This window comes from Priestia endophytica (assembly GCF_026790145.1).
Taxonomy (GTDB): domain Bacteria; phylum Bacillota; class Bacilli; order Bacillales; family Bacillaceae_H; genus Bacillus_I; species Bacillus_I endophytica_A.
This window is the reverse complement of the sequence record NZ_JALAMS010000001.1, coordinates 161543-180521: the sequence shown is the minus strand read 5'-3', so window position 1 is coordinate 180521 and position 18979 is coordinate 161543. Positions and strand designations below refer to the sequence as shown.

Here is an 18979-nt window from a genome sequence, read left to right as displayed (position 1 = left end):
TTTTCCCTCCATATCTTAATTGTTCAAAGTTAGTTGTTAAAAAATTTACTACTTCTTTATAAATTCTTTGTTTATTCTATGCTTCCCTGCTTTTTTTCAAACATAGGGATGTTTTTCCTATCCTTTTATCGTATCGTTTTCTTTCTATGCTGTCATCCTTTTTGCTGTTTGAGTTGGAGTTTATTCATAATTTGATAGTCCCCATCAATTGGATGCTTGTGTATAGGCATTGTTGTCCACACTCTGTTGATTGAAAAGCGATTGGATTCTATTTCAGTAATAAATCCAACAGTACTAAGCAAACTTAAATATTCTTTCAAAGCGTCTTCAAAGCTTCCTTTTGTTATCATTGGAAGTTCTCGTAATTTTACATGTCGACTTTGTATCCTTCTTTTAAACTGCTTGAGAATGGTTTCATAGTGGATGATACAATTTCTTTTTTGAGGTAGAAAATGATCAAGTAATATATAAAGTTGCCACACACAAGAATGGCTCTCAATGAAATAACCACTTTGTACAGGCAGACCTGCCTCACTAGGAAAATGAGAAGGAGGAATATGGTGAGTATAGAGAAGTTTTAAAAGAGGGGCGTACGGATTTTTTGGATATAAGGCGTATTTCATTCTCCATTCTCCTTTTTTAATAACCCAAGGCACAAAGAAAGAAGCTTTTGAGGAACCGGGGTGAAAAAGAGAGTCAAGAGATAAGGAAGCTGTGCTGTAGTAAGAAACAGTGGCAAATACAGATGTCGGGGAGAAAGCTATAATATCGCTAACGATAGTAAAACGGGAAAAATTCGGACAATAATAGAGGAGATAGGGAGATGAATGAGAGACTGGTGGTTGAAGAAACTTCCATTCATTATAGGATACCTTCAGACTTCCTTTTGCATTTCTTCTAAAACGTTTCGCACTTAAGATCCAAAGAGGGGTAATATTTAAACGGGAATAGCCTTTATTTCGCTTTCGAAGTGCTTCAAGCGAAAGAGCTGAACATTGAAATTCAATAGCGATATGAGAATCAGGTAAAAAAAGATCAGGACGCTGTGATATAGAAGGCAAATATTCTTCCATCTTTACTTTTGTTTGTTCTTCGAGCCATCTGTAGAGGCCTTTTTTCCCCTCTAAATGATAAGGTGTTTCCCTTTCATATTCGAAGGCACATGAGGCTTTCGGTTCGTGAGCAAAGTGAGCAATGTTTTTTATCCCTACTTTCAATATAAGCTTTCCTTTACAAATTGGACAGTAAAACTTTGTTTCCTTTAGCGCTTGATAATAATCATATGAATAGCGTTCTAACAAAGCAATCTTTTGACCTGTTTCAGTTTGAGCAACAAGCAAAATTTAAAAACCTCCCCTTTTTAGTTTTTTAGAGTACGAGTCATTATTCGACAATATTTTCTAAAATCCTTTTTCCCATAAAAAAAGTTCTCAATAAGAGAACTTTATAAAAGAGGAGATAGGAGTCTACACGCTGATTCTATAAGACGAATGGCTAAAGACCTTTGAGCAAATTGTTTACTTTCTAGATGATTCGCATCCTCAAAATCTTCTAAAAAAGCATACACAAGTTTCTGAGTGCTTCCCGTTTTATAAAGAAAAGCATTAACTTCAAAATTCAGATGAAAGCTCCTCATATCCATATTAGCTGTACCAATGGAAGCTATTTCATGATCTACGATAATAATTTTGCTGTGTAAAAAACCTTTTTCATATTCATATATTTTTACTCCAGCCCCCATCAACTCAGGAAAGTAAGACCGAGAAGCATAAAAAACAATCTTTTTATCCGGCCGTTTCGGAGTTAAAATTCGCACGTCAATACCGCTCAAAGAAGCGACTTTTAAAGCAGTCACAATATCTTCATCAGGAATAAAATAAGGAGATGCAATCCAAACAGACTCTCTTGCTGTCGTAATCATAGAGAAAAAAAGCTGCTTAATCACTTGAAATTCTCTATCAGGACCTCCAGCAATAATTTGGACACCACCGTCTTTTTTCACATCAGGAAGCGTTGAAAAAAGATACATAGAGTTCAACAAATCCTCTCCTGTCATGTAATACCAGTCCTGTAAAAAGGTAAGCTGAAGAGAACGAACACCTTCTCCTCTTATTTTCAAATGAGTGTCACGCCAAAATCCATAATGCCTGCTATGTCCAAGATACTCCTCTCCAATATTCAATCCACCAACAAAACCAATAGAGCCGTCTACAATAATTAACTTACGATGGTTTCTAAAATTCACTTTGCTTGTTAGCAACGGGAAAGTAACAGGCAGAAAAGGAACCATTTCTACTCCTGCCTTTACAAGCTCTTTTATATACTTTTTTTTCAGTTTAAAACTTCCTACTGCATCGTATAAAAAACGAACTTTCACACCTTGCAAAGCTTTTTCAATGAGAATTTCTTTAATCTGATTTCCTAACTTATCACTTCTTACAATATAATATTCTAAATGAATGTGATGTCTTGCACTATACAAAGCGTTTATAATGGTAGCAAACGTTTCCGTTCCATTTGTTAATGTCTCTGTTTCAGTTTTGAAGGAAATTGGGCTTTTCCCAACATTATGAGCAAGATGGAACAATCGTTTTTCGTGCTGATTAAACGGATGTTGAACATCTTTAAATAATTCTCCCTCTTGTTCTTTGAGGACTTTTTCATCTAACTTCCCTTTCTTTTCGAAAAGTCTTCGTTTCCGAACATTGCGTCCAAAAAATATATAAAAAATGAAGCCAAAAAGCGGGAAACTTCCAAGAACAACGAGCCATGTAAGCGTCTGGTTAGGATGGCGATTTTCTAAGGAAATAAGGATGCTAATGAAAATAACGCTTATTGTCATAAGAACGCTCAAGATGCCAAGCAGTGTACTGTTCCATAAATGTTCAGTTAATAGAACGAAGGAGACGGTAACGACAACAAATAAAATAAGCTTAATTCCGTTCTTCAACAAATATGCACCTATTTCATTTTATATTGTGAAAAAACAGAAAGTCGTTACCATAACAAGGCAACGACTCATTCTCCACATATTATATATATCGCACAACATTCAAGCTCAAAACTAAAAGTTAAGAATTTGCAAGAAGTGGGAAATGTTTTTTTACTTCTTCTAGTGCATTCTCTTTCATGACAAGCTTACCGTACTCTTCAAGATGATGAACAGTTGTTCTTGATTCTTCACTATATTCAAGCAAAATGCTAAGAATATCGTCTAATTTTTCAATGTCATCTTGGCAGTTGAAAAACTCTACGTATAAGTAGTAACGATTTTCGAAAGCATATAAATTGTTCGGAATTTCGGGAAGCTGAATACGATGACTTAAAGAAATTAGATCTTCAAAATCTTTAAAATGAAGAACAAACTGAAGGGATTCTTCATCATCTTCATCTTCAGCAACTTCACTTATATTATGATCATCAAGTAAGGATTCCAGTTTTTCATCAACAGGAATATCAATTTTTTTGTCTTCCCCAACAGGGACTTCAAATTTTTGCCCATCTTTAGAAAGACTTGCTCTTGTAACGACAACCTCGATTCCTTTATCCATTGCTTGCACTTGAATCCAAAGAGGACCTTCAATTGTAAACTCCTCTTTGTGATGAACTTCATCCATCATATCCCAAAAGAGTTCTTCACTTCGTTCGCGACTAAACCAAATTTCATTTCGATCGAAGCCTCTTTCTTCTATATCAATATAGGAAACGTAAAATTTTACTGTATTTTCATTTATGCGTTCTATTTCCATGCGTAGCTCTCTCCCTTCTCGTTTTCATTACAAGGCATTTGACCTGTTTCTGAAGGGACGATATGACCCCTTTTTTGTATTTCTTTTACCCACTTACATTCATTCTTAATCGCTCCGAGAAAACGTTATACATCAGCTCTTTGCTTTGCGTTGGACATATTCTACACTAGAACACGTTTTTCGTAAAGTTTCTTCCTCTCTCCCTTTTTAAATCTTATCATTAGTTTCCCTAAAAGGACTTTGAATAGAAGTGGAAGACTTCGGTACTAAAAACTTCTGCTCTCACTGTAGATATTCATTACTACGGTAAATTATATCTTCATTGTATGACAAAATACCTCAGAAAGAAAATAAAATGTTTGGGAAGACTCTCATATCACTTTTTTTCTTCAATTAAAAAATAACAGACAAGCTTGAGACTTTTTTGAATATATTTAGGTAATGAAGATGGGAGGATGTCAAATTGGAACTTGAAGCGCTCACCATTATTTTAATGATTATCGGCATTGACATTGTACTTGGAGGCGATAATGCCATTGTTATTGCTCTTGCTTGCCGCAACTTACCAGAAAACCAGCGCAATAAAGCGATTGTACTTGGTACAGGCCTTGCCATTGTAGTGCGCATTCTTCTGACCATGATTGCTGTCTATTTGCTTACTATTCCTTATTTACAGTTCGCTGGTGGTATTTTGCTCATAAGTATTGCCATTAAGCTACTGATCCAAGAAGAAGAACAACAACATATTAAGGCTAGTGTGTCCATTTTTGCAGCCATCAAAACGATTGTTTTTGCGGACATTGTAATGGGTCTTGATAACGTACTAGCTGTCGCTGGAGCTGCACATGGAAACTTAACATTTGTTGTCATTGGCTTGCTTGTTTCAGTTCCAATTATTGTCTGGGGAAGCAAAATAGTTCTTTACTTAATGGAGCAATTTTCTTTTCTTGTATACGTTGGTTCTGGTATCCTTGCGTTTACAGCAGGTAAAATGATCACCCACGAAGAAAAGCTTGCTTTTTTCTTTCACTCCTCGTCAACTCTCTACATTGTTCCAACACTCACTTTTTTTATAGAAAGAAATATGTTTCTTATTCGTTAACCAATTTTTGTGCTTCACGTAGTTGAAATGTACGAACTTTTCTTGGCAAGAAACGACGAATCTCATCTTCGTTATACCCAACTTGCAGGCGTTTTTCATCAAGAATAATTGGGCGACGCAATAAACCAGGATTGTCTTTAATTAGACTGTATAAATCTTTTAATGGCATTGCATCGAGCTGAACGTTCAGCTTTTGGAACGTTTTAGAACGAGTTGAAATAATTTCATCTGTTCCGTCCTCAGTCATACGTAGAACTTCTTTAATCTCATCAATAGACAATGGCTCTGAAAAAATGTTACGTTCTGTATAAGCAATATCATTTTCCTCTAACCACGCTCTTGCTTTTCGACATGAAGTACAACTTGGTGAAGTATATAGTGTAACCATTCTTTCATTCCTCCTCATTGGAATAAAATCATAAACACTTCAAATATGATGGAAGCGGTTCTTTTTTGTATACTAAAAATAGCATAGTTTGTATAATACTTATTTAAAATAGATACTAATTTAAAATAAGTTTAAATTGAGAATCTCTATCAGTATTATACAACAAATCTGACCTTAATGGTATACTTTTTCGAATTTTTCTTGTGCTTCCCTTTTTTTTACCACACCTAATATACGAATAAACGTCATAAGGGGTTTCATGTTCTTGATAAATATTCGTGACAACTTTTTGAACAAATTATTTTTCTTTTCTTAAAAAAGAAATTCTCCTGTAAAATTTGGCTTACCTGAAGGAATATTCCTCCCTTTTCGTTATAAAAGTTGAAAAAGAGCGCACGTTAAATATGATTTCATTTATTTATGAAGAAATACTACATAAACTCATCAAGGCGGTGAACATATGCGTAAGTTATGGTTAATAACCAGTATTCTTACTTTAGCTGCTTGTGCTCCAAAAGAAATTACAACAGATAATAATGAGAAAACAGCCATCCCCATTCAAACAGCCAAAGTAAAAGAACAAGATATATCAGGGATAATGGAGCTATCAGGCGTAGCTAAGCCTGCCAAACAGGCTCCTATTGTAACATCTCTCTCCCTTCCTGTGGAAAAAGTTCATGTTAAAGTGGGCGATAGCGTAGAAAAAGGAGATGTGCTTATCACGCTTAACGATACAAAAGCTCAGCAACAGCTTAATACAGCATCAGATACATTATCATCTATTGATTCCATCCTAAATGAAACTAAAAATGAAGAAGTTGGTGCTGAAGTTCAAAAGCTTCGTAAAGATTTGCAAACCTCTATTTCTGCTTCTAAATCTCTGTTAGAGGGAATGGAGCAAGGAGAAAAAGTACAACAAGAAGCTTTAGCAAAAGGACTAGAAGTAGTGGTAACTCAGGCTCAGCTTTCTCAAAAGATTCTAGAAAACCAAACAGCAACTGTCCCAGCAGAAACGTTGAATCTACAAAAACAACAAGCACAAGCAGCTGTTGATGAAGCTAAGACAGCGATTGAAAACACTGTACTTCGTGCTCCTTTCAGTGGACAAGTTGCAGATATTGCAGCTGTGGAAGGAAGTCCGCTTTCACCAAACTCTCCCGCTGCTGTCATTGTGAATCAAGATACAATAACGGCAACATTTCAGCTAAACAGCTATGAAGTAGCAGAAATAAAACCGAATATGAATGCTTCCCTTTCTTTTGATGGAATTAAAGAAAACTACCGAGCAACAGTTACAAGCATTTCTCCAACGGCAAATCCAGAGACAGGCCTATTTCCTGCTTCCATTTCTGTACAAAATGAGAACGGTGCCATTAAAGGTGGTGTTCGGGTTTCTGCCTCAGTTTCTGTTCAAGAAGTCAACGATGCTCTTACAGTTCCAGTAGAAGCTTTGCTTTATAACAACTCTAAACCATACGTTTATGTTGTAAATGATAATAAAGCACAACGAAGAGAAATTGAACTTGGAATAAAAAGTGATAATGCATATGAAGTGAAAAAAGGGCTAAAAAAAGGAGACCTTGTAATTATTGAAGGAAAAGAAGATGTAAAAGACACCAGTGATATAGAAGTGATCAAAGGAGACGTTTCATGAAAATTGTCCAATTCTCTGTTCTTCGTCCTATCGCTATGTCAATGGTTATTTTCTTTCTTATTATCCTTGGCAGTGTTAGCGTTAAAAACATGTCTATTGATTTATTTCCTGAGCTTACGTTTCCTACAGCCGTTGTGACAGCTACATATGATGGAGCGAGTCCAACAGAAGTAGAAAATTTGCTTGCCCAACCGATTGAAGGTGCAATGGGGACCATTCCAAATATCGAAAAGGTTTCTTCTGTTTCTCAAAATGGTGGTGCTCTTGTTCTTGTTCAGTTTAATTGGGGAACAGATATGGATTTTGCCACTCTAAAAATGAGAGAACAAATTGATGCTGTTCGTGATATTCTGCCAGACGGTGTCCAAACACCAAAAGTACTTCGCTTCAATCCAAGTGACCTTCCCATTATGCAGCTTGCTATAACAGATACAAAGGGAAATATTGAAAACGCAAAAGAAGTAGCCGAGAAGGAAGTAAAGACAGCGGTTGACCGGCTCGATGGAATTGCCTCAACTTCTATTGAAGGTGGACCAGAAAGAGAAGTTCAACTTATTGCAAACCCGCAAAAGCTACTTTCTTATGGCATCACATTGAAGAATCTACAAGAAATCATTGGATCAGAGAATATTGATTTACCTGGCGGAAATGTGGAAGATCACCAAGAAACACTGCCAATTCGCATTACAGGTAAGTTTGCCTCTTTAAATGATTTAGAAATGCTTCCCATTCCAACTAAGAAAGGAACTGTTCTTTTAAACGACTTAGTAGAAATAGAACAAAAAGAACAAAGAGAAAATGGGTTAAGTTATTTAAATGGAAAAGATGCTGTTGGTCTTTCTATTTTAAAACAGTCCGGAACAAATACAGTACAAGTTGCTAAGAATATTCATAATGAGATAGAAAAGTTGAAAGAAGAGCTTCCAAGCAACATTAAGATTCAGACCATCTTCGATCAAAGTATGTTTATTAACCAATCCATTTCTGCTGTATCAAGAAATATGATCGTAGGAAGTTTACTTGCTGCTTTCGTTCTTTTTCTATTTTTGCGAAACTTTAGAAGTACAATGATTATTTCCTTAGCGATTCCACTGTCCATTATAACAACGTTTATCTTTATGTATTTCAGTAACCAAACACTCAATTTATTGACGCTTGGTGGGCTTGCCTTAGGTGTCGGAATGATGGTTGATAATGCCATTGTTATTTTGGAGAACATTTATCGTTTAAGACAAGAAGGAGAAGGAAAAAAAGACGCTGCTATAAAAGGTACCAATCAAGTTGGACAGGCAATTATTGCTTCTACTCTTACAAGCGTTGTTGTATTTTTACCGATTATCTTTGTCGATGGCCTTGCTGCTCAACTCTTTAAACCGCTTGCTCTTGTTGTTTCCTACTCTCAGTTTGCTGCTCTATTTACGGCCCTTATTATCGTTCCTCTTCTTTCTTCTCTAATTCTAAAGTTAAAGGAGAATGAGAAAAAAAGTGTCTTCGATAAATTCAACAATCGCTATAAAATACTGCTTTCCGCTTCGTTAAAACATCCGAAAAAAACGGTCGGTGTTGTTATCGTTCTTTTTCTTCTTTCCTTTGCAGGAGTACCTTTTATTGGCACAGAGTTTTTACCCTCACAAGATCAAAGCTATCTGTCTATTGAGGCTGAACTTCCTCCTGGAAGTACAGTTGAGAAAACGTACCGAAAAGTAAAGGAAATTAATGAGAAAATAAGACCTGTTGAAGAAATTGCGAACACGTACGTTACGATTGGTGGCAGTAGCAGCTTTTCAATGGGTAGCAGAAATAGCAATAATGAAGCAAATTATAGCGTTTTATTAACAGATATCGGAAATCGTTCAAGAACCGATTTAGAAATTGCAGAGGACATTCGTCAGAAGTTAAAAAACATCCCAAACGCAGATATTACGGTTTCCTCTGGGACTTCTGGTTTTTCTGCTAATCCTATTTCTTTGAAAATATCAGGTCCTAATCTTGAAACATTGCGAAGCCTTTCAGAGCAAACAATTAACCTTATTTCAAAAGTAGATGGAGTAAGAGAACCAAAAGCAAATTATGAAGAAGGAAATCCTGAAGTTAGTATTTCTATTAATCGTGATAAAGCTGCTCAATATGGAATTAGCAGTGCTTCTGTTGCTCAAACAGTCTCAGACGCCACTAAAGGTCTTGTTGCAACAAAACTTTCAGGAAACGCTGGTGAAGAGCTTGATGTTCGCCTTCTCGTAGACGAAAAGTACATTTCCTCAACAGAGGAGCTTGAAAACCTTACCGTTCAAACACAAGGGGGAACATCTATTCCTTTAAAAGCTGTCTCATCCATTTCAAGAGATACGGGTCCTTCACAAATTACAAGAAGTGACAGAGTAAGAGAGATTACCGTAAATGCTGATATTCTAAATCGTGATCTCGGTACAATTACGAAAGACATTGAAAAAACATTAAAAGAAAACTTGCCGTTACCAAATGATCAATACAAAGTAACCTTTGGCGGACAAAATGAACAAACGAATGATGCTTTTTATAAATTATCTCTTGCCCTTGCTCTTGCCGTTGTACTTGTTTATATGGTAATGGCTGCTCAGTTTGAATCGTTTTTTCATCCTTTTTTAATTATGTTTTCCGTTCCATTAACATTCATTGGAATTATTCTTGGGCTCTTAATCACAAATGAACCGCTTGGCGTTGGTTCTCTTGTTGGAATTCTTATTTTGACAGGCATTGTTGTTAATAACGCCATTGTGCTTATAGACTATTTAAAGCAGCTCAGAGAAGAAGGATACGATGCCAAAGCAGCCATTTTACTCGCTGGCCCTACAAGACTCCGCCCTATTATGATGACAGCTCTAACGTCTGTTCTTGGCCTTCTTCCCCTTATGTTCGGGATTGGAGAAGGCACAGAAATCCAGCGTCCAATGGCAATTGTCATTATATTTGGGCTTACAGTTTCTACTTTTATTACGCTCATTTTCATTCCAACTTTATACTATATGTTCGAACAAAGAAGAATAAAGAAAAAAGAAAAGACAGGATGAATATTCATCCTGTCTTTTTTATAAATCATCTAAAATGTTATCATGTTCTTCTTCACGAAGCTTTAATACTTCATCAGCATTCAGATAAGATCTACCATACCATTGTTTATCTTTATACGTATGAATCGTCTCATACGTTCTTTTCATATGCTCTAAAATATCTTCTTCTGTTTCTTCATTAGGTGACCAATATAGAATCTCCATTGCATTCACTTCATTTGTAGCAAGAGAACGGCGACGATAGCCAATTGAACGAGCATGTTTAAAACCTGCTCTCTTGTAGAAACGAAGTCGTTTTTCTGTATCATGATCATCTTCATCAACGGGTTCCACTTCTAGAATGATTGGTTTTCTTTTATCTTTGAGTTTATCAAGGAGTTTATTACCAAGACCTTGTCCTCTTGCTTTACCTGATACGAATAAATAATCAATAAATAAAAACTCATCAAATTCCACATACATTAAAACGTGGTTTGAACTTTCATCTTTGTGATAAATATCTCCTTGTTCACTTAGAAGTGCCTCAATATGGTCCTTTGATTTCATTTCCTCCACCGGAAAATACTCGCTCAGTTTCTCATACCAATTCATTGTCTTATAGTAGTCCTCCCTTATTTTTTAGCGTTCTACCTTTTATTTAAATTAAAAAGTGAGTCGCTCTATAACCATTCTTCCCATACCCGCGAAGAAGAAAACCTAAACTTCTTTGAAATCTAAAAAAGAGCAAACTCTAAAAGAGTATGCTCGCTAACTTTTATAATAATCTTTTTGATATTGAATAAGCTCTGACTCTGAACAATAAACAAAATGACCATCAGTAACTTCTTGAAGTGAAGGTATTTCATTTGTATAGTCATGCACTGTTACGTCATATGATTGTCTTACACGCTTTCGTTCAAAATCAGGATCTGGAAGTGGAATAGCTGATAAAAGGGCTTTTGTATATGGATGTATTGGATTACGATAAAGCTCTTCACTTGTTGCAAGCTCAACGATTTTTCCAAAGTACATTACCGCAATTCGATCACTAATATATTTGACCATTGATAAATCATGAGCGATAAACAAATATGTTAGTCCACGCTCACGCTGCAGTTTTTTCAATAAGTTTACAACTTGAGCTTGAATTGATACATCAAGAGCTGAGATTGGTTCATCTGCAATAATAAACTCAGGTTCAACAGCAAGCGCTCGTGCAATACCGATTCTTTGACGTTGTCCACCGCTAAATTCATGCGGGTAGCGGTTTGCATGTTCTCTATTTAATCCAACTGTATTTAGAAGACTATACACTCTTTCCATACGATCTTTTCGATTTTTCGCTAATCCATGGATATCGATGCCTTCTGCAATAATATCGCCAACGGTCATACGTGGATTAAGAGACGCATAAGGATCTTGGAAAATCATTTGCATTTTTCGGTTGAACTGCAATAACTCTGAGCGTGATTTTTTGCCGTGAACATCATTTCCTTCGTAAAGAACTTTTCCATCTGTTGCATTATAAAGTCTAATGATACTTCTACCTGTTGTTGACTTTCCGCACCCAGACTCTCCTACAAGCCCAAGTGTTTCTCCTTTATAAATATCAAATGTAATCCCGTCAACAGCCTTTACCGTTCCTTTGGAAGATGGGAAATGCTGTTTTAAATTTTGAATTTCAAGCAGTTTCTCAGCCATTTTGCTCACCTTCCTCAATTAATACTGGGTTATCGTAACTTGTATTAAGGGCTTTAATGCGTTTTTGAACAGCAAGTGGTGGTTCAACTTTTGGTGCATCTGGATGTAAAAGCCATGTCTTTGCATAGTGTGTGTCTGACACTTTGAACATTGGTGGTTCTTGTTCAAAATCAATTTTCATCGCATATGAACTTCTTAGCGCAAAAGCATCTCCTTTTGGCGGATTAATCAAGTCTGGAGGTGTGCCAGGAATAGCTAAAAGCTCTGTTTGTGCATCGTTATCAAGACTTGGCATTGAAGCAAGCAGTCCCCATGTGTATGGATGCTTTGGATTATAGAAAATCTCATCGACTGTTCCTGTTTCCACAATTTGCCCTGCATACATAACCGCTACTCTGTCTGCTACGTTAGCAACAACTCCAAGATCATGCGTGATGAAAATAATGGCTGTGTCAATTTTCTTTTGTAAATCTTTCATAAGCTCTAAAATTTGAGCTTGAATTGTTACATCAAGTGCTGTTGTTGGCTCATCCGCAATCAACAACTTCGGTTTTGCAGCAAGCGCAATGGCGATAACAACGCGCTGTCTCATTCCACCGCTGAATTCATGAGGATATTGATTGACTCGTTTTTCAGGCATTGGAATTCCAACAAGCTCTAATAACTCAATTGCACGCTTTTTTGCATTCTCTTTTGAGATTTTTTCATGTTTAAAAAGAACTTCTGTAATTTGTTTTCCAACTTTCATTGTTGGGTTAAGAGCTGTCATTGGGTCTTGAAAAATCATCCCGATATCTTTTCCACGGATAGCCTGCATTTGTTTTTCTGTTTTTGGAACGATATCATCTCCATCAAGCAATATCTCCCCATTTTTAATAAAACCAGGAGGCATTGGGATGAGTTTCATAATTGTTTGTGATGTTACACTTTTTCCTGATCCGGATTCCCCTACAATCGCAAGTGTTTCACCTTTATCCAAATGAAAATTCACGCCTCGAATCGCTTGAACTTCCCCACCGTATGTTTTAAATGATACTGATAAGTTTTTCACTTCTAGTAAATGTGACATCTTTCACCCTCCCTTATTTTCTTTGTTTTGGATCTAACGCATCACGCAGTCCGTCTCCAATTACGTTAAATGCAAAAATCGTTAAGCAAATAAACGTGGCTGGGAAAAGCAAACGCCATGGATAGTATTCAAGGGCTGGTACTCCTTCTGTTGCCATTGTTCCCCAACTTGCTAATGGAGCTGGAACCCCAAGGCCAAGATAGCTTAGAAATGCTTCTGTGAAAATAGCGCTTGGAATCGTTAACGTCATTGTTACAAGAATAGGACCCATTGAGTTTGGAATAAGGTGTTTAAACAATAAGCGACTTGTTTTTGCCCCTAATGTTTGAGAAGCAAGCACAAACTCTTGGTTTTTTAATTGGAGGACTTGCCCACGTACAATACGAGCCATATTAATCCATCCTGTAATCGACATTGCAATAATCATTGGAAGCAGCCCTTTATCCAAAATAACCATTAAAAGAACAACCATTAACAGATAAGGAATTGCCCATAAAATATCTGCAATTCGCATCATTGCTTCATCGGTTTTCCCACCGCGAAAACCTGCAATACTTCCCCAAATCACTCCAATAATTAAGTCAATAAAAGCAGCGGCAAGGCCGATGAAAAGAGAAATACGTGCACCTTCCCATGTTCTGACGAAAATATCTCGTCCAAGGTCATCCGTTCCAAACCAGTGCTCACTTGAAGGAGGTCGATTTGTATTTAATAAATTTGTTGTTTCATAGTCATATTTTGAAAATATCGGAGCAAAGATAGCCATTACTAAGAGAAGAATAATCAGCACCGTGCCAAACATCGCAAGCTTGTTCTCTCGATAGCGAAGAAAAGCGTCTTTCCAAAATGATAGACTCGGCTTCGAAATTTTCTCAGCCTCATTATGATTAGTAGATACAGGTTCAAACATCTCTTTTGGAATTTGTTGCATGAGTTAAGCTCCTTTCTTCGCTTTGGAGATTTTAATACGCGGATCAATAAATCCGTATAGAATATCAACAAGTAATACACACAATAGTAAGATGACACCGAAGAAGACGGTAACGCCCATGATCACTGTATAATCACGGTTTGTAATACTGTTAACGAAGTGAGCCCCAAGACCCGGAATTCCAAAGATATCTTCAATAACAAAACTTCCTGTTAATACTCCAGCAGTCATAGGTCCCATATACGTAATAACCGGAAGCATTGCATTACGAATGCCGTGCGTAATAGTTACTCTTGCTCTACTTAATCCTTTTGCTTTTGCTGTGCGGATATAATCGCTTCCTAGTACTTCAATCATGCTAGAACGAGTAAGTCGAGCAATAAATGCCATCGGAGTTGCAGCAAGGGCTAGCGTTGGTAAAAATGTATGTGCCCATGACTCCCACTGTGCAACAGGGAATAAACCTAGCTTCATGGCAAAGATATACTGAAGAGCAGCTGCCATAATAAAACTTGGGATAGATATTCCAAGTACAGCAATAACAGCTACCGTATAATCCGGCCATTTATTATGATTTAATGCTCCAATAACTCCTAATAGCACTCCTAGCGCTAAAGCAAGTAGAATCGCTTCCATTCCTAATGTGAAAGAAATTGGAAATCCTGAATTAATGAGGTCGTTTACTGTCTGACCTTTATATTTAAATGATGGACCAAAATCCCACTGTGCTACTGACACTAAGTAATCAAAGTATTGCTTATAAAGCGGCTGATCTAGACCATAATGTGCATTTAAGTTGGCTTCAATCTCAGGTGGAAGCTTTTTCTCTCCGGAAAACGGTCCCCCTGGTGCTGCTTGCATAAGGAAAAATGTAGCTGTCACAATAATCCATAGTGTAATAAGAATATAAACTAGTCTTTTTCCAATGTATCTTAACAAAGCACTACACCTCCACGGTTTGACAAATTTTGCGTTTTTCAGACAGAAAAGTATATGAGAACACGACTCTCATATACTTTCCGTCTTCAAACTATGAAATTACTTTTTATTCAAAGTAAGCCCATTTGAACTGTACATCACCAAGTCCTGATAAGACAGCTCCTTTTAAGTTTTCATCTTGCAGCCATGGGTTTGTATAGAAATAGATTGGTGCAATTGGTAACTCATCCATAATAATTTTTTCAGCGTCTTTTAGCATTTGTTCACGCTTTTTCGGATCTGTTTCTTGCGCAGAGTCAATTAGAAGTTTTTTGTATTCTGGATTTTCCCAATTCGTATCATTGTTTCCGCCTTCTTTATCACGATAAAGCTCAAGGAAGTTAATTGAATCGTTGAAGTCCGCAAGCCAGCCTAAACGTCCAATTTGATAGTTTCCGCTATGAAGTTTATCAATGTATACGTTCCACTCTGAGTTATCTAGCTCAACGTTAACACCAAGTTCTTTTTTCCACATTTCTTGGACTGCTTGCGCAATTTTAGCATGTGCGTCATCTGTGTTGTAAGAAAGGTTAATTTTCGGAAGTTCTGATGCGTCTTTAAGACCCATTTCTTTTAAACCTTTTTCAAGATATTCTTTTGCTTTTTTCACATCATGATCTTTGAAATAGCCTTTTTCATTATCTTTAAAACCTTCCATTGTTGGCGGTACAAGCGCCATTGCTGGAAGTTGTCCTGCCTGTGTTATTTCTTCTACAATTGCTTGACGGTTAATTGCGTAAGTTAATGCTTTACGAATATTAACATTGTCGAATGGTTTTTGTTCTGTATTAAACTTATACACATATACAGAGGCAATCGGTTCAACGTTCAATGAACCATCTTTCTCTAAACTAGGAATCGCTTCTGTTGGAAGAGATTCAAACGGAAGACCAGCCCAATCAATTTCACCTTTTTTGAACATGTTTAAGTTTGTTTGAGCATCTTTAACCATTGCCATTGTAATCTTTTTAAGCTTTACAGAATCCTTGTCCCAATATTGATCGTTCTTCTCTACTGTAATAGAACCGCCATGCTTCCATTTTGTCATTTTGAATGGTCCGTTTGATACGTAGTTCTTACCAGCATTTGTGTACCACTCAGGGTTTGCTTCAGCTACTTTTTTGTTGACTGGGTAATACGTGTAGAACGCTGTTAGCGATTCAAAGAACGGTGTTGGGTTTACAAGCTCAACTTGTAATGTTTTGTCGTCAACTGCTTTTACGCCAACATCATCAAGGCTTCCACCTTTTGTATTTGCTTCTTCTGCTCCTTTAATATAATAAAGCTGATAAGCATATTGTGATTGGTTGTTCGGGTCTAATGCCCATTTCCAAGCATATTCGAAATCTCCTGCTGTTACAGGATCTCCGTTTGACCATTTCGCATCATCGCGAATTGTGAAAGTATATGTTTTTTTGTCTTCACTAGTTTCAATTTTTTCAGCCATCGCGTTTTCAGGTTTTCCATCTTTTCCAATTCGCGTTAGCCCTTCAAACGTTTGTAATAAAACGTTACTTGATACGCTATCATTTGCTAAACCAGGATGTAGTGAAAATGGCTCAGTTCCGATATTAATCTTCAACGTGTCCTTAGAACCACCATCACCTCCATCTCCACCGCTTGAAGATTCTTTACTACCGAATCCACATGCGCTCAAGACAAGTGTAAAAACAAGTAGTAAACTTGTAAGCATTGCCCATCGTTTCTTTTGCACGATCGTTTCCCCCTTTTTCTATTTGTCAGCAATCACACGCATAAGTTCCTACTAATCTAAATTTTCAGAATAGGTAAGGCATTAATTAGTAGATCTTTTAGTAGATAAAAGATGAATGGCTCATTATTCATTTTATTATGTAACGTTTTATAACATTGCGTTTATAAGGATGAATTGACCATTTATTTGTTCTTTTCTGAAAATTAAAATGTTGTAATGAACTTGTAAAATAACTGTGGATTACGTTTATTATAAATAGTTTAAAAATTTATTGCAATACTAATTTTCTATAATTTTCATAAAAAAAAAGAAGTTGTCAGATAGAAATTGCCAGCTAAACCCTATACTACTCTTGTGAAACAACCAACATATAGCTAGTTCACAATGTTTAGGAATCCGAAATGACTTTATCTAAAAAGCTTTTCGCATATAGTATGGGAGATAATATTACACAAAATTTTTATCATTTTGGAGTTTGGAGAATTCGAATCATTTATGTATAATAGAAGCAGAGATTTAATATCAGGCAATGAGAAAGAATAGTACATATGAAATGTGACTTTTTCAGAGAGTTTGTGGTTGGTGTGAACAAACAGTTACTCATATGGAATGGACTTTTGAGCTTCTAAGTGCAAAGCTTAGACGTATTATTCAACGTTACTGAATACGAGCTGGCTTGTTAAAAGCAAGTAGGGTGGTACCGCGAACCGATTCGTCCCTAGTATTTACTAGAGATGAATCGGTTTTTTAGCGTTCAATAAAGAAAGGATGAAAAACAAATGGAAACTATTTTTTCAGGCATTCAGCCGAGCGGTTCCGTTACATTAGGGAACTACATTGGAGCAATGAAACATTTTGTAGACTTACAAGAGGAGTATAACTGTTATTTTTGTATTGTTGATCAGCATGCAATTACAGTTCCTCAGGATCGTCTAGCACTTCGCAAAAATATCCGCAGTTTAGCAGCTCTTTACGTATCAGTTGGGATTGATCCAACCAAATCAACGCTGTTTATTCAATCAGAAGTTCCAGCGCATACTGAAGCAGGATGGTTGCTACAATGCGTTGCTTATATTGGAGAACTTGAAAGAATGACACAGTTCAAAGATAAATCAGCTGGAAAAGAGGCCGTTTCTGCAGGACTGCTCACATATCCACCATTGATGGCTGCAGATATCTTACTTTATGGAACAGATGTTGTACCTGTTGGTGAAGACCAAAAGCAGCATATTGAATTAACACGTGATTTAGCAGAGCGGTTTAATAGAAAACACAATGATATCTTCACAATTCCAGAACCGCGTATTCCTAAAGTAGGTGCACGTGTTATGTCACTAGCAGATCCAACTAGAAAAATGAGCAAATCAGATCCAAACCAAAAAGCTTTTATTACGTTGCTTGATGAGCCAAAGCAAATTGAGAAAAAAATTAAAAGTGCTGTAACAGACTCAGAAGGAATCGTAAAATATAATCGCGAAGAAAAACCAGGCATTTCAAATTTACTTGGCATCTATTCTATCCTTGGGAATAAAACAATTGCAGAACTCGAAGCTCAATACGAAGGGAAAAACTACGGTGAGTTCAAAGGTGATTTAGCACAAGTCGTAATCGACGCTCTTGCTCCTATCCAGAAACGCTATTACGAACTTATTGATTCAAAAGAACTTGATGACATTTTAGATCAAGGTGCTGAAAAAGCGAACAAAACAGCAAATAAAATGCTTAGAAAAATGCGTAATGCAATGGGAATTGGACGCAAACGCTAAAAAAAGGCTGCAAATGCAGCCTTTTTTTAATTTACCTTTGATTCTTGTTCCATTTCCCACAGTTTTTCAAAGAATGGTTGTCCTTTTACAAGTCGTTCACATAGTAAAAGGTGTCGTCCTGACCATCCTTCTTTTGTTTCTTCGTAAAGTCGCTCCCACACTTCGTTAAAAGCCATTGTTTGAATTACTTCATATTCACTTGGATTCCACTCTGTATACCAGTAGCGAAGCTGAGCTGTATTCTTTGATGTATGTAGTTGATCTAAAGCCATAAAAAGAAGTTGCTTAAGCTGTCTTTCTTTTCGCGTTAAGCCATTCATTAATATGGGAGACGGCGATAAAATATGGTGTTCCTTTTTCAAGAGCTGTTCTTTATTGAATTGGAAGATAAGTTCTTTTTCGTCTTTCACCATCTCATAGACAATTTGCTCTTGCCTTGGAATAAGGCGACTTTTGCGAATTGGGATTTGATACCCCATTGTATCAATAGCTAAAATATTTTTCCCATCTGTTACAATAAAACAATAGTCCATTTGAATGCGTTCATGATTTTTTCTGATATATGCTTTTTGATAGATATCAGATAGAAGCTGCTCTGGAAGCTCGGCTAAGTCGTTTTCAATATAATCAAAAAGCAGAGAATTAATTTTAAGAAGCGGAGCCTGATCTAACAACTCTACAGTATCTTCTTTTCTCCATTCATGAAATGAACATACATTGTAACCATTTTCTTCACCCTCAAACCAATTGACCCATACGTCATGAAGATATAGCATTTTTATCCCTCGCTTTATCACGGTTTATTAAAAATCAGTATAGGCATAGAAAACTCTTTTTATTCTATTTCAACACATATTTTATCCAACATTCCTCTACATTTTTCGATATGTGAAAGAGAAGA

The 18979-nt window shown here is 36.5% G+C and carries 15 protein-coding genes and 1 other annotated feature; of the genes, 4 read left to right on the top strand and 11 right to left on the bottom strand.

The window, feature by feature from the left end:
- Window positions 1-152: 152 nt before the first annotated feature.
- From MOC86_RS00945 to mecA, 3 genes are all read right to left on the bottom strand, one after another.
- Window positions 153-1340, bottom strand: a complete 1188-nt coding sequence (locus MOC86_RS00945) for a competence protein CoiA (RefSeq protein ID WP_268582353.1) — start codon at window positions 1338-1340, stop codon at window positions 153-155.
- Between the two features lie 104 nt (window positions 1341-1444).
- Window positions 1445-2950, bottom strand: coding sequence for a cardiolipin synthase (cls, locus tag MOC86_RS00940; protein WP_268582352.1), 1506 nt, complete (start codon window positions 2948-2950; stop codon window positions 1445-1447).
- A 121-nt stretch (window positions 2951-3071) separates the two neighbouring features.
- Window positions 3072-3749: an adaptor protein MecA gene (gene mecA, locus MOC86_RS00935; protein WP_061803305.1), complete on the bottom strand. Its 678-nt coding sequence runs from the start codon at window positions 3747-3749 to the stop codon at window positions 3072-3074.
- Window positions 3750-4212: 463 nt separating this feature from the next.
- On the opposite strand from mecA, the gene MOC86_RS00930 reads away from it, so the two are divergent.
- On the top strand, window positions 4213-4851 hold the full coding sequence (locus MOC86_RS00930) for a TerC family protein (protein ID WP_268582351.1): 639 nt from the start codon (window positions 4213-4215) through the stop codon (window positions 4849-4851).
- On the opposite strand, the gene spxA is transcribed toward MOC86_RS00930, so the two are convergent.
- Complete coding sequence (spxA, locus tag MOC86_RS00925; RefSeq protein WP_019393828.1) at window positions 4841-5239, bottom strand: transcriptional regulator SpxA; 399 nt, start codon at window positions 5237-5239, stop codon at window positions 4841-4843. The genes MOC86_RS00930 and spxA overlap by 11 nt on opposite strands.
- 460 nt (window positions 5240-5699) lie before the next feature.
- Here spxA and MOC86_RS00920 point away from each other — a divergent pair, with 460 nt between their 5' ends.
- Window positions 5700-6893, top strand: a complete 1194-nt coding sequence (locus tag MOC86_RS00920) for an efflux RND transporter periplasmic adaptor subunit (RefSeq protein WP_268582350.1) — start codon at window positions 5700-5702, stop codon at window positions 6891-6893.
- Window positions 6890-9940, top strand: a complete 3051-nt coding sequence (locus MOC86_RS00915; RefSeq protein WP_268582349.1) for an efflux RND transporter permease subunit — start codon at window positions 6890-6892, stop codon at window positions 9938-9940. The genes MOC86_RS00920 and MOC86_RS00915 overlap by 4 nt, the downstream gene beginning before the upstream one ends.
- A gap of 18 nt (window positions 9941-9958) precedes the next feature.
- Here the strand turns inward: MOC86_RS00915 and MOC86_RS00910 are convergent, their stop codons facing one another.
- The 6 genes from MOC86_RS00910 to MOC86_RS00885 all read right to left on the bottom strand — a co-directional run bounded on the left by MOC86_RS00910 (window position 9959) and on the right by MOC86_RS00885 (window position 16291).
- Complete coding sequence (locus tag MOC86_RS00910; protein WP_124050071.1) at window positions 9959-10531, bottom strand: GNAT family N-acetyltransferase; 573 nt, start codon at window positions 10529-10531, stop codon at window positions 9959-9961.
- A gap of 156 nt (window positions 10532-10687) precedes the next feature.
- On the bottom strand, window positions 10688-11629 hold the full coding sequence (locus tag MOC86_RS00905; protein ID WP_326847696.1) for an ABC transporter ATP-binding protein: 942 nt from the start codon (window positions 11627-11629) through the stop codon (window positions 10688-10690).
- Window positions 11613-12689 (bottom strand): ABC transporter ATP-binding protein, encoded by a 1077-nt coding sequence (locus MOC86_RS00900; protein ID WP_243514434.1) that lies wholly within the window; start codon window positions 12687-12689, stop codon window positions 11613-11615. Before MOC86_RS00900 ends, MOC86_RS00905 begins: the two co-directional genes overlap by 17 nt.
- Before the next feature lie 13 nt (window positions 12690-12702).
- Window positions 12703-13620 carry an ABC transporter permease gene (locus MOC86_RS00895; RefSeq protein WP_268582347.1) on the bottom strand — a complete coding sequence of 306 codons (918 nt, stop codon included), beginning with the start codon at window positions 13618-13620 and terminating at the stop codon, window positions 12703-12705.
- Between the two features lie 3 nt (window positions 13621-13623).
- Window positions 13624-14559, bottom strand: a complete 936-nt coding sequence (locus tag MOC86_RS00890) for an ABC transporter permease (protein ID WP_019393835.1) — start codon at window positions 14557-14559, stop codon at window positions 13624-13626.
- Window positions 14560-14665: 106 nt separating this feature from the next.
- Window positions 14666-16291, bottom strand: a complete 1626-nt coding sequence (locus MOC86_RS00885; protein WP_268582843.1) for a peptide ABC transporter substrate-binding protein — start codon at window positions 16289-16291, stop codon at window positions 14666-14668.
- A gap of 541 nt (window positions 16292-16832) precedes the next feature.
- Window positions 16833-17035: a binding site (T-box leader), on the top strand.
- A gap of 56 nt (window positions 17036-17091) precedes the next feature.
- On the opposite strand from MOC86_RS00885, the gene trpS reads away from it, so the two are divergent.
- A complete protein-coding gene (trpS, locus tag MOC86_RS00880; RefSeq protein WP_268582346.1) occupies window positions 17092-18078 on the top strand; it encodes a tryptophan--tRNA ligase in 987 nt (328 codons plus the stop codon).
- 26 nt (window positions 18079-18104) lie between these two features.
- On the opposite strand, the gene MOC86_RS00875 is transcribed toward trpS, so the two are convergent.
- Window positions 18105-18854: a YjbA family protein gene (locus tag MOC86_RS00875; RefSeq protein WP_268582345.1), complete on the bottom strand. Its 750-nt coding sequence runs from the start codon at window positions 18852-18854 to the stop codon at window positions 18105-18107.
- Window positions 18855-18979 lie beyond the last annotated feature (125 nt).